16 protein-coding genes are annotated in these 16296 nt (G+C 43.9%); 7 read left to right on the top strand and 9 right to left on the bottom strand.

From position 1 onward, the window contains the following. Nucleotides 1–209: 209 nt before the first annotated feature. The gene (locus OCV12_RS19620; RefSeq protein ID WP_261886979.1) at nucleotides 210–1229 is read right to left on the bottom strand and encodes a succinylglutamate desuccinylase/aspartoacylase family protein; all 1020 of its coding nucleotides are present in this window, start codon (nucleotides 1227–1229) and stop codon (nucleotides 210–212) included. 377 nt (nucleotides 1230–1606) lie between these two features. Here OCV12_RS19620 and OCV12_RS19615 point away from each other — a divergent pair, with 377 nt between their 5' ends. The 3 genes from OCV12_RS19615 (at nucleotide 1607) to OCV12_RS19605 (ending at nucleotide 4332) form a co-directional block, all read left to right on the top strand. Further along, the gene (locus tag OCV12_RS19615; protein ID WP_261886978.1) at nucleotides 1607–2599 is read left to right on the top strand and encodes a porin; all 993 of its coding nucleotides are present in this window, start codon (nucleotides 1607–1609) and stop codon (nucleotides 2597–2599) included. A gap of 155 nt (nucleotides 2600–2754) precedes the next feature. Continuing rightward, nucleotides 2755–3645 carry a DMT family transporter gene (locus OCV12_RS19610; protein ID WP_261886977.1) on the top strand — a complete coding sequence of 297 codons (891 nt, stop codon included), beginning with the start codon at nucleotides 2755–2757 and terminating at the stop codon, nucleotides 3643–3645. Between the two features lie 69 nt (nucleotides 3646–3714). Further along, entirely contained in the window at nucleotides 3715–4332 is a 618-nt protein-coding gene (locus tag OCV12_RS19605) for a glutaredoxin domain-containing protein (RefSeq protein WP_017630100.1), read from the top strand. 162 nt (nucleotides 4333–4494) lie between these two features. On the opposite strand, the gene OCV12_RS19600 is transcribed toward OCV12_RS19605, so the two are convergent. The 5 genes from OCV12_RS19600 to OCV12_RS19580 form a co-directional block, all read right to left on the bottom strand. Then, nucleotides 4495–4629, bottom strand: a complete 135-nt coding sequence (locus OCV12_RS19600) for a hypothetical protein (RefSeq protein ID WP_256099315.1) — start codon at nucleotides 4627–4629, stop codon at nucleotides 4495–4497. A gap of 322 nt (nucleotides 4630–4951) precedes the next feature. Then, complete coding sequence (locus tag OCV12_RS19595) at nucleotides 4952–5302, bottom strand: hypothetical protein (RefSeq protein WP_017057980.1); 351 nt, start codon at nucleotides 5300–5302, stop codon at nucleotides 4952–4954. A 143-nt stretch (nucleotides 5303–5445) separates the two neighbouring features. Then, a complete protein-coding gene (locus OCV12_RS19590; RefSeq protein ID WP_261886976.1) occupies nucleotides 5446–6645 on the bottom strand; it encodes an MFS transporter in 1200 nt (399 codons plus the stop codon). A gap of 115 nt (nucleotides 6646–6760) precedes the next feature. Further along, entirely contained in the window at nucleotides 6761–7675 is a 915-nt protein-coding gene (locus OCV12_RS19585; RefSeq protein ID WP_261886975.1) for a LysR family transcriptional regulator, read from the bottom strand. Nucleotides 7676–7768: 93 nt separating this feature from the next. After that, complete coding sequence (locus tag OCV12_RS19580) at nucleotides 7769–8974, bottom strand: multidrug effflux MFS transporter (RefSeq protein ID WP_261886974.1); 1206 nt, start codon at nucleotides 8972–8974, stop codon at nucleotides 7769–7771. Nucleotides 8975–9082: 108 nt separating this feature from the next. Between OCV12_RS19580 and OCV12_RS19575 the strand changes: the two genes are divergently transcribed. Together OCV12_RS19575 and OCV12_RS19570 are read left to right on the top strand one after the other, a co-directional pair. Further along, nucleotides 9083–9979, top strand: coding sequence for a LysR family transcriptional regulator (locus OCV12_RS19575; protein ID WP_176679368.1), 897 nt, complete (start codon nucleotides 9083–9085; stop codon nucleotides 9977–9979). Nucleotides 9980–10131: 152 nt separating this feature from the next. Next, nucleotides 10132–11976: a putative bifunctional diguanylate cyclase/phosphodiesterase gene (locus OCV12_RS19570; protein WP_261886973.1), complete on the top strand. Its 1845-nt coding sequence runs from the start codon at nucleotides 10132–10134 to the stop codon at nucleotides 11974–11976. 106 nt (nucleotides 11977–12082) lie between these two features. Here the strand turns inward: OCV12_RS19570 and OCV12_RS19565 are convergent, their stop codons facing one another. The 3 genes from OCV12_RS19565 to OCV12_RS19555 form a co-directional block, all read right to left on the bottom strand. After that, the gene (locus OCV12_RS19565) at nucleotides 12083–13393 is read right to left on the bottom strand and encodes a peptidoglycan DD-metalloendopeptidase family protein (protein ID WP_261886972.1); all 1311 of its coding nucleotides are present in this window, start codon (nucleotides 13391–13393) and stop codon (nucleotides 12083–12085) included. Nucleotides 13394–13760: 367 nt separating this feature from the next. After that, nucleotides 13761–14060, bottom strand: a complete 300-nt coding sequence (locus OCV12_RS19560; RefSeq protein ID WP_017630092.1) for an isoamylase early set domain-containing protein — start codon at nucleotides 14058–14060, stop codon at nucleotides 13761–13763. Between the two features lie 126 nt (nucleotides 14061–14186). Beyond that, nucleotides 14187–14840, bottom strand: coding sequence for a hypothetical protein (locus tag OCV12_RS19555; RefSeq protein ID WP_261886971.1), 654 nt, complete (start codon nucleotides 14838–14840; stop codon nucleotides 14187–14189). A 32-nt stretch (nucleotides 14841–14872) separates the two neighbouring features. On the opposite strand from OCV12_RS19555, the gene OCV12_RS19550 reads away from it, so the two are divergent. Continuing rightward, nucleotides 14873–15355: a GFA family protein gene (locus tag OCV12_RS19550; RefSeq protein ID WP_261886970.1), complete on the top strand. Its 483-nt coding sequence runs from the start codon at nucleotides 14873–14875 to the stop codon at nucleotides 15353–15355. Between the two features lie 150 nt (nucleotides 15356–15505). After that, complete coding sequence (locus tag OCV12_RS19545; RefSeq protein ID WP_261886969.1) at nucleotides 15506–16180, top strand: YoaK family protein; 675 nt, start codon at nucleotides 15506–15508, stop codon at nucleotides 16178–16180. The last annotated feature ends 116 nt before the right edge of the window (nucleotides 16181–16296 follow it).

The following is a 16296-nucleotide window of genomic DNA, read 5'->3' as shown; positions in this document are numbered from 1 at the left end:
CAGCAGGCTTTTTTATGGCTTGAAATAAAAAAGCAGTCGAAGTGTCATCATCTCGCAATGGGTTCTTAATTTATCCTGCTTACTCTAAAAGCAGTTCTGTCGACGAGTCCAAGACGTGTTAACTCTAGACAACTGTCCTTTGACCGAGCCTAGCTCGGTCTTTTTTTTCACGTTTCGAATGGCAAACCTAGTCGCTGTCTAACTAATTACTAGCTCAATAAGCGGCACACCAAAGCACCCGGTTCTCTTAATGCATCCACGTTATAACTAAGTACACGACCAGAAGATGGCGCATGATAACGACGACATTCATTGCCGAACGCATCATATTGAATGGCTAACAGGTCATCTTGCTCCACGCTTTGCAAAAGCTCAACCTGAGGCAGTACAAAACCACCAATATCAGCACGGATAGACACCACATTGTTACCTTCAATCCAATCCATGCTTGGCAGTTGCTTTGTCTCTAACGGATCTAGTCCATCGACCTCTAGCATCTCGTAATAGGAGAGCATATTCAAAACGCCGTCTACCGCTCTTTGAATCATGTCAGGTTGAGTAAACTTCCCCATCCCTACTTCGACAGTGATGCTCGGTATACCACTGCGATTCCAAACCGTTTCAAGAATCCCGGGGTCGCCAGGATCATTAAGTACACAGTCGGGTTGCATCAGCCTCGCCATGTCTAAACATTGCTCTATGCGATAATCTGCAAACACATAAAGTGGGTAAACTGCACCACGAGTTTGGGTATGAAGGTCAACGGCGAAGGTGGCATTGTGTTTGAGTAAGCGCTCCCAAAGTGACGCAACAAAGCGCTCTGCCGCTAGTCCGTGAGCATCACCGGGAAAGAGGCGGTTGAGATTTGCAGGGCATGAACCCGGATCGGAAGAGATGAAGTCACGACTGTGATTTAGCAAACCGGACAAGTTCACCGTAGGTACAATTGTCACCGTACCTTTCAGTGTTTTACCCACCAAGTCTCTGATAATTTGCTGAGCCGCCAATACACCGTTCAGTTCATCGCCGTGAATACCGGCCGTTATCATCAACTTAGGACCATCTTGGCTGCCTTTAAAAACAGAAACCGGCATGTTTTTAGGTTGACCTAGTCCATCACTGGTCACTTGAAACCAAAACTGATGCTCTCCAACCTGTAAGTCTTCAACATTCAAGGAGCCAATAACCTGCCTACCTTGTAAAACATCGCCTAAGTACTCTGTTTTCATCCAACTACTCCATCTTGTTGAGCAAAACCTATTCTCTTGTCAGTTTTTGCATCATAGAGGATATCTTAACCAGTACAAGCAGTTAATCGATCTAACAAGTACAGTTCAACACCTAGAGTTCACTCATAGCATCCTCACCTCTTTCAAAGCGAAACTAGCACAAATGGCTGCTTCAAAACTTCCAATTTGGATAATTATTCACAAACCACTCAGCCAAATGAAATAAAAGTGCAATAAAATCAACACTTAAAAAAGTTCCCTATTCACGAAAATGTAATTTTATAGAAATGAAAGCTTAATTTACCTGCTCTAAATTAGCTTCATATCGAAACGGAGAGCGTATTGCTCACGGATTTTAAAATACAAGGTAAGTGATTATGAAAAAGGCAGTTCTAGCTTCTGCAGTGGTAGCAGCACTAGTTTCAGGTTCATCTCTAGCAGCAACAGTTTACAGCTCTGACGGTACTGAGCTTAAGATTGGCGGTCGTGCTGAATTCCGTGGTGACTTCATTGGAACGTCGAAAGGCGCTGAAATTGAAGGTTCGATGAGCGATGAAACTCGTTTCCGTCTGAACATTGGCGGTAAAACTCAACTGACTGACTCTGTTTCTGCTTTCGGCTTTTATGAAGCGGAACAAGGTACTGGCGATAACACGTTTAATAACCGTTACATGTACGCTGGTGTTGATTTCGATGGCCAGGCGGTTTCTTTTGGTCGCCAAGACATGGCTTCAGTAATCGTTTCTGATTTTACGGATATCACTGAGTTCTCTGGTGTTCAACAAGTATTCGATGCAGCATCTGATAAAGAAGATGGCGTTATTGCATACCGTGGCGGTTTTGATGCACTTCAGTTAGAAGCAACTTACAAAACAAACAGCGAAAAAGACTCTGATGGTTACGGGATTTCTGGTGTTTACTCACTACCATTCGGCCTAGACCTTGGTTTAGCGTACTCTGGTGAAGACCTAGGTGCGGGTAACGGTAGTGCCGACCAAATCCTAGCTGGTCTAGCGTACTCTTTAGATAACCTTTACCTAGCAGCGACATATTCAACAGGTGATGTAAATGATAAAGCAGTCTTAATTCAGGATAAGTCGTTTACCGCTATGGAATTTGCAGCACAATACAAATTCACTAAACAAATCTCAGCTGCGGTTGTTTACACGTATCAAGAAGACGAAGCAGCAAACGGCTCTACAGCAGACTCTGTTGACGGCATCGAGCTAGCTGGTTACTACAAGTTAAACAGCAACTTCCGTACATATGTTGCATATTACCTTAATGGCTTAGATGAAGCTAAAGATGCAAATGGTCTAGTTACTGCTGGCGAAGACACTCTTCGTCTAGGTGTACGTTATGACTTCTAATCTAAATTTACTTTAGATAAAGATTAAAAAGGTTGGGCGATGGCTCAACCTTTTTTCATATTCAAATATTCTGACCAACTTCATCAATGCTTTTTCTGGTTTCATTGTGTTAAATCCGTATCATAGGTGAACCACATCAAATAATTAGAAGCATCATGTCACAACACCATCCGATTCAAGGCGCTAGCTGGATGCTAACCGCTGGTTTAGCCTTTGCTGTCATTAACAGCCTTACTCAAATCGCTAGCATTCATTTCGGACTTACTTCTACTACCGTTGCCGTCATTCAGTATTCAATTGCATTGTTCGCCATCCTTCCTTACTTGAAAACGTTAGGAATTCGCCGCGCACTAAAAACTGATAATCTCAAGCTACACGTATTCCGTGTCTTCTTATCTGTTATCGGTATCCAACTTTGGATTTGGGCGCTGGCCTACCCTGTGCCGATTTGGCAAGGCATAGCCCTTCTTATGACTTCGCCACTGTTTGCAACCATAGGTTCAGGGCTTTTCCTAAAAGAGAAAGTTGGCGCAGCTCGTTGGGGGGCAACTTTGGCAGGTTTCGCTGGTGCTATGGTCATTCTCGAACCGTGGGCCGAAGATTTTAGTTGGGCTACATTACTACCCGTTGGTGCAGCTTTCTTCTGGGCATGCTACTCACTGATGGTGAAAAAGCTCTCTTCTCAAGACAGCCCTTCAACCATGGTGGTTTACCTTCTTCTATTGATTACACCGTTTAACATCTTGCTGGCCGTTCCTGATTGGCAAATGCCAAGTGGCGGCACTATTTGGGCTATCTTAATCGTTATCGGTGTTATGACAGCACTGGCTCAGTGGGCTATTGTAAAAGCATACTCGGTGGCTGATGCCTCTTTCGTTCAACCGTTTGATCACGCGAAATTACCACTTAATGTCTTAGCTGGTTGGCTGGTATTCAGTTGGGTTCCACCAGGTCGTTTATGGCTAGGGGCTGCGATTATCATTGCGTCTGTTGCGTTCATTACCCATTGGGAAACGAAAAAACCGACGAAAGTTAAGAAAGTTTAAGGTCGATGAAATAAATAGTTCTACTGTCCGTTCTATATTGATAAGAGAATTTTAAGCGAGGTCGTAACCATGAAGAAACCAGTCAAGATTACACTATACCGTTGGGCAGGCAGCTGGGGTCCATTTAAAGTAAACATCCCATGTGGAGAATGTACCCTTACCAAAGACATTCTTAAGGATACTTTTGAGAATGAATTGGCTGATGTTGATGTCGAACTAGAAGTGAAAGATTGGTTATCTCACTGGTGGGAACCGCTAAAACTCGGTTCTTGGCATGCGCCTATCCTTGTTGTTGAAGGCAAGGTTGTTAGCCAAGGTGAAGCACTCAATCGTGGTGTATTGGTTCAATCCGTAATCAAAGAGTGGACTAAACGAGACAGCCTAAAGGGTAATATCGTTTATGGTAAAGCGACCTGCCCATTCTGTGTGAAAGCTAAGAAAATGCTGGATGAAGCGGGTGTCGAGTATACCTATCACGATGTCGTTAAAGACAGTGCTGCCCTATACCGAATGATTCCAGAAGTGAAAGCACACATTGGTGAAAAAACACCAGTTACTGTGCCTCAGATCTGGCTTGATGGTAAATACATTGGCGGAGCAGACAACTTGGAAGCATGGATGAAAGAAAATGGTCTAGATTCCATTCCAAACAATGTAGTCGACTTATCCAATCAATCGGCAAGCTGATCTCGCTTAGGTAGAATTAGACTTCCGATCATTAACTAATCAGTGTTTTCTTGTGTCCATCCACATTAAAACAGAGCGATGAAAGTCACCAATCGCTAAAACGAAAAAGGCCTTAAACTTCTATGAGTTTAAGGCCTTTTAAAATTCCGTTTTGGAAAATGCTTACTTAGCCATTTTCTTCATCATTCGCTTAAAGAATGATACTTTTTTTGGCTTTGACTTGCCGTACAATGCTTCGTGCATCATGTTTTTTGCTGCCATTTGACCAAGGTATGCGTGGCCTAGTTCGTAGTTCATGCTTATCTCCGCACATAATCAACTTTCTTATGCGCGGATTCTACACTTAAAACACCCAAAAACAAGATCTAAATCACACTTTAATGCAAGTTGGTGAATTTTATTACACCGCGAGTATTCCCGTTGTAATCACAATCAAAAGTATATTTATATATCAATAACTTAAGCTGTGACTCGTTTTGGCTTTGATGCAATACGTGTAATGCCGCTTAGGATCTAGATTGAAACACCCACAAAAAAGCAGCCCATGTGAGCTGCTTTTTAAATGCTTCGCTTAAAACTTCATGCTTTGATACTGAAGTCATAAACGATAACTGAAACCTTAGCTACGCTTTGGCTGACGGTAAGTTTTACCCGCAATTTGGTAAGTATCTTTTTGCTTTAATTCGAACATAGTTTCGAAGAACCAAGCTGCAAATTTGATTAAGTCATCGCCTTCATTCATTACATGTTCGATGTACTCTTGCTCTTCGCCTTGTTCATTCTCTTGAAGCGTCACGTGGTAAATGCGCTTTTCGCCTTCCACTTCCGCTAGCGCAAATTGACCAGTCAGTGAAGCGGCAGCCTCAGCAACTTCAGTATCCTCATTGGATTTCAATAGCTCAAGTGCTTGAGGTAGACCATCTAGTGCGCAGATAGCTTTTACCAGTACTTCAAATTCATTTTGCTGCATTTTGTTTTACCTATTAAATGGACGCCAGTATTGTAGAAAACCAGTCAGACAAATACAACGTCTTAACGATAAAGCACTTCTTATTCTCTTAAAGAGCTCGATTCATACCAAGAACTCCATTCATCGAGACTCAGCGACCTCACTTAGACATTAAACTCAGCCTGAGTCGCAGTGCCTTTGTCTTTTCGGTTATTGACCACCAAGCTGGCGACGACTATCAGAGCACTGAATACCGCAACGCCATGCCAACCAAAGTGTTCAAACGACAACACGCCAGCAAACGAACCAAACGCGCCACCTAAATAGTAACCCAGCATGTAAATACCATTGATACGACTTTGCGCTTGCGGGTCGATAGAAAACACGCGAACTTGGTTAGAGACCTGTGCACTGAACACGCCTAAGTCGATTAGAATGATGCCAACAATGAGACCCATTAAGTGATCGCCGAACAGGCCTGAAACCGCAAAGCCAACCACAATCAAAACCAACGCCATGTTGATCATCTTGCGAGAGCCGAACTTACTCACAATCGCGCCAGATACCTTTGCACCAATCACACCCGCCAATGCCACCACACCGAACAAACCTGCCTGTTGAGCGTTGTAATTGAACGGCGCTTCACTCACGTGCAATGCCAACGTTGCCCAAAGCGCATTAAATGAAGCAAACCACAACGCACCAGTCAGCGCTGATTTTCGTAAAATCGCATGCTGTTTTACTAACGTCGCCATGCTCGCCACGAGCTCAAGATAAGGCATGTTATTAGTCGGTTTATTGGACGGCAAAAACACGTAAAGCAATACACCAAACAATGATGCTAAAACGGCAGACATAATAAACACCGCGCGCCAGCCGTATTGTTCTCCGACAAAGCCACTAATGGTACGAGAAAGCAAAATACCAACGGTTAAACCTGTCATTAAGGTACCGATCACTCTCCCTTTGGTTTCAGGCGTACTTAAAGAGGCCGCAAAAGGGATAAGCTGTTGAGTAATGTTCGCGCTGAGACCAATAGCAAAACAAGCAAACACCATTGCTAACAAACTGGAAGCGTTTGAAGCCACTAATGAAGATAAAACAAGCAATACAGAAAGAATCGAGATGAGTTGCTTACGTGGTAACTTGTCCCCTAATGGCGAGAGAAACAATAATGCCGCTGCATATCCTATCTGACCCGCAGCTGGAATAGAGCCGAGCTGCTCACTTGATAAACCCAGTTCAGCACCAATTTTCGGCAATATTGGTTGGTTGTAGTAAAGGTTGGCGGCTGTTGCAGATACTGCACTAGACATTAACAGTAAACGACCTGTGCCTAGTGATTCTCTTTGAGTTTGTTTCATGTTTAACCCTTAAATTCTATCTCATTGCGTTGATGAGTAGAGTTTAAGGGGATGCTTTAAATAACAGAAATAGCCATTTAATCTAGAATCGATACCATTATTGTATAGATGGAATTTAGGTCATTTTACGACGGATATTATTAATCTCGCTGTATACAAGATCGGCAAACAGTCGAGCCGTTGGGGAGAGTGTATGGCGGTGATGCGTCATGACCAAAGGGATCTCAACGGGCTTTGAGTCAATAGCTTGATTGGATTTAAGAGACAGGAATGAACATTCATCGCACCTAAGGTCTTTTATCGAATAAGGCACAATAGTCACCCCTAGCCCTGCAGCAACCTGAGTAAGTACGGCCTGCATCTGACTCGGCTGTTTCTTGATGTTGGGTGAGAAGCCTGACATTTGACACTGAGTAATGATCGAGTCAAATAGCCCAACAGCCTGATCGCGCTCGAACAAAACAAAAGGATCATTATTGAGTTCGCTGAGATTGATTTCATCCTGATTTGCTAAAGGATGCGTGATAGAAACCGCTGCCACCAGCTTGTCGGTGTAAATATTGGTCGATATGTAGCTATCTTCGAAACCAGCAGGCAAAACGCGCGAGAAAGCGATATCAATGTCATGTTTCTCAAGCGCTTCAATTTGCTCAGACACGGTCATTTCATACAAACCGACATCGATATTTGGATTATGTTGGAGATAGTTTCGAACTAAAGCAGGAAGAAAGCCGAGCGTTGCTCCTCCTAGATAACCTATCTTGAGGCTACCTACCACACCTGAGGCGGCTTGGATGACGGCTTGTTTGGTGCTCTCTGTCTGTTCAATCAGAGGGAGCGCATCTTGCAACAACCTTGAACCCGCAGCGGTAATCGTAACTTCTCGCGATGTGCGGAAGAAAAGCTTAACACCCAACTCATCTTCAAGGCTGGTAATGTGGCGACTAATAGCAGGCTGCACCGTATGCAGCTCTTTTGCTGCCCTCGAAAAACTACGGTGTGTTGCTACGGCCACAAAACTACGAAGCACTTTGATTTCCATAAGTATCTCAGCTCACTATCAATCAGTTACTTAAAGTATCGCATCTTTTTAGAGCTGAGTAACCGAGCCGCCCTTATTCATTTAGCTGAATTCTACTTCCGCGTTGTCCGCTTTCTTGTTCATTCTCGCTGAAGACCAAAGCACACCGCCCATACCCGCGCCGATGATAAGATAGAACACGCCAAGTTGTAGATGGGTTGTAACCCAACTTTCAACCAAATATCCACCTAGCAAACCCGCTAAACACATTTGAATCGAACCGGATAGAGCAGACACCGCTCCCGCTTGCTTCTTGTGAGGCTCCAACAACATGCTAATAGAAAGAGGGAAAGAAATACCCTGTGCGATCGCCAACCAAGTAAATGCCCACACTAGGTTAAAAATGGAGAGTTCATGTGTTAACAACCAAGTGCCAGACGCCAATACGATCAAAATCGCGAGGCTCATTAACTGAGGTGTACTGAATTTACGGTTGAGTATGTTCAACGCGACACTGCCAATCAACAATCCTGCCGAAGGTACAATCATCAAAGATCCATATTCAGCCGCTGTAAGCCCTAGTTGCTCCTGCATTAAAAATGGGAATAGAGATAACGATACCAAACTCGCCATATAACTCATCCAGTTATAGCTGGCGCTGCTTATCACTTGGCGATTCGTTAACAAGCGTCCGTAGTTCTTTACCACTTGTCTTACTTCAAAACGGCTCTTCCCATATGGCAGAGTCTCATGCAACACGAAATAACCCAGTGTGAATATCGCTAACAAATACAATAGAACAAACAAGAACACAGCCTGCCATCCAAGGTGGAATGAAATCCAGCCACCAAATACAGGTGCAATGATCGGCATGATCGAAGCCGTCAGGGAAATGTAAGACAAAGCTTTCGTTAGCTGAGGGCCATCATAACTGTCACGCAGTACGCTTCGCCCCAACACAGAGGCACTACCCGCCCCTAATCCTTGCAGTAATCGACCTACTTCCAACGCTGTCATGTTGTCAGAAAAGGCAAAACAAACGACAGTACCAATCAAATAAACACCCTGACCTAACAAGAAAATAGGTCGTCTTCCCACCGCATCGGACATCGGCCCATAAAACAGCTGCGATAAGCCGAAACCCACAAGAAAAAGTGTGACGAGCAGTTGCACATCCACTTGGGTAACACTTAAGTCAGAAGTAATCAGCGGCAGTGCTGGCAAGTAGATGCTGACACCCACTTGTCCCGTCGCAATGATCATCATTGCTAACAGTAATGGCGTTTTTTTAAAGGTCGATTGGCTCAAAAAATTCCCTATTCGTTTGATATTTGTTCATGATATAAGTTTATATTCAAAACCAGTAGTTGATAATTAACCAAATTGGAATTTAATTAAGTCCCAGCAGGAAATAATATGGATTGGATTCTCAACGTAAAAAGCTACGTTAGAGTGGTTGAAGAAGGCAGTTTCAATGGCGCGGCACGCAAGCTTAATACCACCAGCTCAGCGATCAGCAAAAGAGTAAATTGGCTAGAAGAACGCATCGGCACTCAACTTTTAAAGCGCACCACTCGCTCAATTAGCCAAACCGAAGCAGGCGCACTCTTCTATCAAAGAGCAAAAGATCAGCTCGACAATTGGCAGTCGATCATTGATGAAACTCGTTCTGTCAACCAAACCCCTGCGGGCTTGCTCAAGATAGGCGCGACCATTGCGGTTGGATCTAAGTTTCTTGTGCAATACATGGACGACTTCTTAGAAAAGTACCCTGATATTAAGGTACAACTCATCACCACTACGCCCGGTCAATTGCCCGAACTTGGCTTGGACTTGGTAATCAGTCGTGAACTAGAACAACTCAACTCGTTAAGCTTCAAGAAAACGCCACTGTTCGAGCATAGAGCCAGCTTCTATGCAGCACCAAGCTATCTTGCCAAACACGGTTACCCCACTTGTGAACAAGATTTAGAGCAACACAACTCGTTGATTTGGGGAGAACGCCCGACCCGTGAGGTAGCACTCACCAAAGGGCAGCGAATCACGCTAAACGGTAACTTTGCCACCACCAATCCAGAAGCGTTATTTCATGCGGCGAAGCGTGGCATGGGCGTGTTGTTAACCATCAAAGCGATGATCAAAGAAGATCTAAAACAAGGGACATTAGTTCCAGTATTGCCAAATATAACGGCAGACGAAGTGATGGTTTACGCGTACTACCCTAAGCTTGATTACTCACATACTCGAACCAAACTGTTTTTGGATCACCTCAAAGAGAGACTGGACCGAGAGCGAAGCACTCAGATTTTGTGAAATAAATCACATTTAAATTTGAAAAATTATACAACACGACCAATAATAAACCAGACGCATATTACTTTGTATGCACAGTTTGTATGCACAGATAGACAAGACCTTACATAAACAGCTTACACAATGATTCTGGTTAGCTATGGATGGTGACTATGACTCAACATACCCACAACAGCATGATAGATACAGAGCGCATTGGGCGTTTACTTAAGTTGGAAGGTATCGACCTTTTAGAGTCGGCTGTGCTCACGTTGCACCAAACATTTGGTACTCAATACACCAGTATCATTGAGAAGAAGTACTTCCCGGACCAAACGGTTCCTTTGGTGATTGCCCATTCCGACCATGTACTGCATGACAAAATCAACGCTCGTCATGGTCATATCTACCAACAGGCGGTGAATCAACGTCACCCAGATTGTTCGTTCGCGCAATATGTCATTCAGTCGCTTCCTACTTCGGCGTTTAGGCAGGAAATCACCTCACAGAACTCGATCGCTATCCCTACTCGAACTCAAAGTGGCGAAGTCATGGGAGTGCTTTTCTCAACATTCACCTCTCCGCTTAGCCCAGACCAACAACATGATGTGATAAAGCATCATCAGCTATTTGCTGACATCATCATCCACACGCTAAGAGAGATGTGGTTCAACGATCGTTCTGAACAACTGGTTAATCAGCTGAGTTACGAGGTATCACACGACAGCTTAACTGGTTTGTTAAACCGCAGCTGCTTATCCGATACCTTAGAATCAATCACTCAACAGAGTGTTACTCCATTTACATTGGCCTTGCTCGACATCAATAGCTTCAAAGCCATTAATGATATTCACGGTAATTATATTGGTGACAAGGTGTTGCAGTTTGTCGCAGAAACATTGCGTCGCACCTTACCTGAAAGCAACCTGACTTTTCGAACTGCAGGTAATGAGTTCGCCTTCATCACCTACCATTCCGACCCGATAGCCGTGTGCGAACAAATACTGGCCAAAATTAAACAAGGCTACAGTAGCGTTGATATCAAGATAGATTTCGACATCAGCATCGGAATTGCCAGTTCGGATGGAGACAACAAAGATGTCGAGCAGATCATCTTCAACACCAGCTTGGCGCTTAAAGAGTGTAAACACAGCCAAGATACTCATATTCAATGTTATGACACCCACTTAAGAGTTCGTTACCAAAGAAAAACCGAGCTAGTCGCTGCGCTACGAAGTGAACTGGAAAACCCAATTTCACAAAGCTATGTCCCCGACAGCAATGGCATGTACGTGGTGGTACAGCCAATTGTGGGTCAAGGTGAAGCTCAATGGGAATACTTCGAGGTACTGACTCGCTGGAAAACAGCCAGACATGGTGACATCTCACCTGTAGAGTTTATTCAAGTAGCTGAAGAGTCAGGGCTGATTGTAGAATTAGGCGAACGCATTATTGAATTGGTATGCCGCGCTAAAACCACACTAGAGCAAGGTTTGGGCTATAAGATTAAACTTGGAGTCAACTGCTCTGCGCACGAGCTTACTGATTCGAAACGTTATATCTCCTACCTGACTCAAACCATTGAACAGCACCATTTTAAGGCGAATGAGTTTGTTATCGAGTTAACCGAAACGGTACTACTCTCTCCGACGCAAGAGACAAAATCCGCGCTTAACTTTCTGAGAGGACAAGGCTTCACGATTGCACTCGACGACTTCGGTACTGGCTACTCCAGTTTGAACTACATCCACAGCTACCCGATCGATTGCATCAAGATTGATGCGACCTTTATTCGAGACTTGTTAACTAGCTCGACCTCAGAGAGCGTAGTGTGGCTGATTGTTCAACTGGCCCATAGGCTCGATGTATCTTTGGTTGCGGAAGGTGTTGAAAAGCGTGAGCAATTAGAAAAACTGCACGCGATGGGATGTGACAAGATCCAAGGTTACCTCTACTCGCCTCCAATGCGACCTGAAGCTATCGTTAGCTATGTCGCACACTCTGAGCCTTTAGTTTAAGCCCTTACCAAACCTTTTATTGAGAACTAAAAAGCCGCAAGAGCATCACTTAACACTGACTGTGCTTTGGGATACTCTTGCGGCTTTAAAACAGTTTAATGGCTAGCTACTTACTAGCATTATTAACCATTGCTAGATTGCGCGTTTCTAACGCTGCCTTCAATAGCTTGTCTGCTTCATCTCTCGCTGCTGTGAATGTCGCTTTTTCCTTTTTAGGCACAGAATCGGCCATTGGGATATTCGCTTTCATCGCATCAACAGGACGACCACGTTCAATCAGTTCATAGTGCAAGTGAGCACCTGTCACTCGACCTGTTTTACCCGATAGGCCAATACGTTGACCACGAGATACCGTTTGTCCTTTACGAACAAGGATCTTGCTTAAGTGCAAGTAACGCGTTTTATAAGTGCTACCGTGTTGGATCACCACATAGTTACCCGCATAAGGGTGTTTACGCGTCATGATCACTTTGCCGTCACCCGTTGCTTGAACAGGCGTGCCAATTGGTGTCGCGAAATCGGTACCGTTGTGCGGTGAGATTCGGCCAGTCACCGGGTGTAGACGTTTAGGGTTAAATTGAGAACTCTGACGCCAGCTGCTACTTACAGGATAACGTTGGAAAGCACGTTGAAGGCTATCGCCGTCTGCGTCGTAATATTGGCCATCAGTATGAAGGTAGGCAGAAACAACACGATTGCGGTTAATGATCTTAATCGCTTCAATTTCGCGTTTGCCCGTAGCAACACCATCAACGAATTGCGCTTTCTGAAGCACCTCAAACTGATCGCCAGCACGTAAGTCTCGGCTGAAGTTCAGCTTGTCTTTAAGAAGGGTCACAATATGGTCAATCTCAAGGCTGTTCAGGCCAGCTTTATTCGCCGACATTGAGAAGCTGCCATGAATATCACCCACCAGAGGTCGCTGCTTCCATTCGCCCGGAATAGAGATATCTTCAAACTCGTATGTGCCATCTTCAAGTAGTCGGTAAACCACTTTATCAGCAACACTAAATTGAAGTTCCATTTTAGAAAGATCGCCCATCGCCTCATCACGCCAAAAGCGCAATGTGTTACCCGGACGAAGCGTGTCTAACGCAAGGAAGTTTAAATCGGTTTCCATCACGCTCATCATCGATTTATAAGAAAACCCAAGCTGAGTGAAGATGCTACTTAAGTTATCGCCCGTTTGAATTTGGTACTCAAACGTTGGCGGCTCGATAACAGTAACAGAAGAAGGTGACAGAATAGACTCAATCACGGTTGAGTCGGGTAAATCAAGATCGATCGTTTTCGTCAGATCCGATTGTGACGATTGCAAAGCAACACCAATCGCAGCAATAAGTGGCAGTCCCAGAATAGCTACTTTTTTTACAGGTGAAAGCTCAGCAAACGGAGAGGGAAATATTTTTGAATACACGGTAAACAGGTCTTTCTACGATATAAAGGCATAGGATATGCTTTTCAAACGCATAAATCATCAATGCATTGTCATAATATGACGTGAATCTGTCTACTTAGAGCTAAGTCATTGAGTTGCCGTAAGTGAACGTTCACTTCTCTCCAAATAAAATTAACCGCTAAATTTGAAAATAAAAAAGCAGAAACGGCTAGTTTCTGCTTTCTATTGATTTACGTTATTCCGTTTCGAATAATTAATAAACGAAGCGAATTGGTCGCTGTTTTTAGCAAATGAAGCGCTTAAACGACTCAACCCATTATCACGGTTGAAGCAAAACGGCTTAGTTCAAAAAACGCGACTTTTTACCTAAAACAAACGGTCGCGATTAAGCGTTAACCGTCGACACTAGGCAGTTGTCTTCGCCAAATTCATTGGGAATGTAACGGTCGGCATTCGAATCGTTTACCCATTGCTGATCATCAACTAAGTAGCGAAATTGAAACTCGCCATCTTTAGGTAAGCGAGTTTTGAATTTGTAGACTTTTCCTTTCGCCAGTTTTTTCATTGGCGTGGCTTTCCAGTCAAGGAAGTCAGCAACAATGGATACAGAGTTCGCTTCTTGAGCTTCTAGCTCGAAGGTCACTTCCACTTCATCTTTCGTCTTAAAAAAACGTTTATTAATCATTCGCAAGCTCCATTTGTAAAAGTAAGCAGACACAAGCACAGTAAAGTGTCTAAATTTCATTCATCTTATTAAGATAATATGTAATTTGGCTCACATAAACAACAAATCCTTGCACTAACGAAAACGCTATTGCTTACCAATTGATTGCGTATCAAAAGAAAAGCTCATCAACACCTTTTCAGAAGGGGGTTCTGCAAATGATTGTTCCGCAGAATGCTGAGTAAAGCCGATAAAACCTTCCCCAGTGAGTTTTTTCTGTGATTGCAAATCTGGCTGCTCGGCGACATCCAAAGTCTGAATTTGCACGCGATCGCCTAAGAAAAACTGGTCAACTAACACCACACGGCTTCGCTGCTGATCATGTTTAAACAGACCAAGGTAATAGAATACGCCGCTGCCTTGGTTTGATATCCACATCGGCGCAACGAAAAAGTTTGCGTTTCCTAGAGTTACCGCAGAAAGGCTTTTCGTATCAACGGTCACCACACCACGCTCTACTCCAGAATCATAACGACCAAACGCGATTGCTTTTGGCGTATCGATTTCATTAATAAAGGCGTATGCGTTGGTTTCAGGTACTTTGATTGTCCATGGGTTGGTTGTCTTCAAATCAAAAACGGTTTCTACCACTGGGTCATAACTGACTTGAGAAGAAGGAAACTTAGCTAAGATTTCTTCATCACTTAAACTAAAACGATAAACACCCGCCAATATCACCACGACCAGCATGACGATTGGAATCAGTAAAATCAGAGGTATAGGCAAGATTTTCTTTTTCATGAGTAATTATATTCTTTTGTTTTCATCCAGTTGTGCAGACCATAAAGGGCTTTAGTATAATTATCAATACAGGGTTAACCAGAAGTGGAGCATGGATGGATATCAATCATATTAAAGACAGAAATATAAGAAGTTGCGAATGTCGCTGTGGAGCCGTCAATCTCGTATGCCGCGGTGAGCCTCAACGTACCTCTGTATGTCATTGCTATGAATGCCAAAAACGCACAGGAAGTGTGTTCGGCGTTCAAGCTCGGTTCCCAATTGAACAAGTCACACTCAGCGGAGAGGTCACCTCTTTCTCACGCATCAGCGATACAGGCAATGAAGTCACCTATCAGTTTTGTCCTCAGTGTGGCACCACTATGCTTTTACAATCGGTTGCCGCCGCCGATTTTTATATCGTCCCTCTCGGGCTGTTTAAAGAACAAGATTTTCCACTGCCAAGTTTTTCAGTTTATGAAGAGCGAAAACATGGTTGGGTCAAATTTGACCATCAAATGAGCCAATATAATTAGTGGCGACATCCCTCAAGTATTGCGATAGCACCTGTAAAGAAACAAACTGCAATACTGTTGCCCAAGATCAAATATGAAAGCCCCGCAACGCTAGCGTATCTTTTCGCTAGCGTTATAATCTGCTCCTCTTTTTCAACCCAAGGTGACAACATGATTTCTAAGCTACCTCGCTGGGTTGAATACGGCGCGCTACTGCTAGCAGGCCTTGCTGGTAGCGTAAATGCTATTGGGTTACTTGGTTTCCAACATCAAGCCATCTCACACATCTCTGGCACCATGTCTTTACTCGGCAGCAGCCTACTCACTCCAACTTCGGCATCCGTGCACCTTCTATTGGTGATCATGAGCTTTATGTTAGGCGCAGCCTTCAGTGGGTTCTTTATTGAGAACCAAGCACTGAAGCTAGGACGCCGCTACGGTGTCGCGCTGTGTATTGAAGGTGGATTATTGTTCTTGGCGCTTTGGGCACTATTACAAGGCTATATGTCAGGTCAATACTTCGCTTCAGCCGCATGTGGGTTGCAGAACGCGATGATCACGACTTATAGCGGTGCGATCATTCGCACCACACACATGAGCGGGATCATCACGGATCTTGGAATCATGATTGGCGCTCGCCTTAAAGGCATGCCCTTTGACCGCCGCAAAGCCAAACTGCTGATGTTCATCGTTGTCGGTTTTCTATTTGGAGGCTTAACGGGCGCTTGCTTGTTCCAACGCTTCGAAATATTAGCTCTGGCGTTCCCTGCTTCGTTCGCCTTCATCATTGCGTTGAGCTATTGGCTATACTTGACCTATCGAACTGAAACGCCAGTAAATTTATAAATACCTGGCAATATATCCTCAAACTACGTAACATCCGCAACACTTTATTCTAAACTCTTAAGGAGTTGCAGAATAACCAGTGTGAATACTTAGCGATATTTGATGAATAGTATTGC

Origin of the sequence: Vibrio pomeroyi (assembly GCF_024347595.1) — a bacterium.
In the GTDB taxonomy this organism is placed as follows: Bacteria; Pseudomonadota; Gammaproteobacteria; order Enterobacterales; family Vibrionaceae; genus Vibrio; species Vibrio pomeroyi.
Note: the sequence above shows the minus strand (reverse complement) of the source record. Positions and strands in the feature narration are given on the sequence as shown.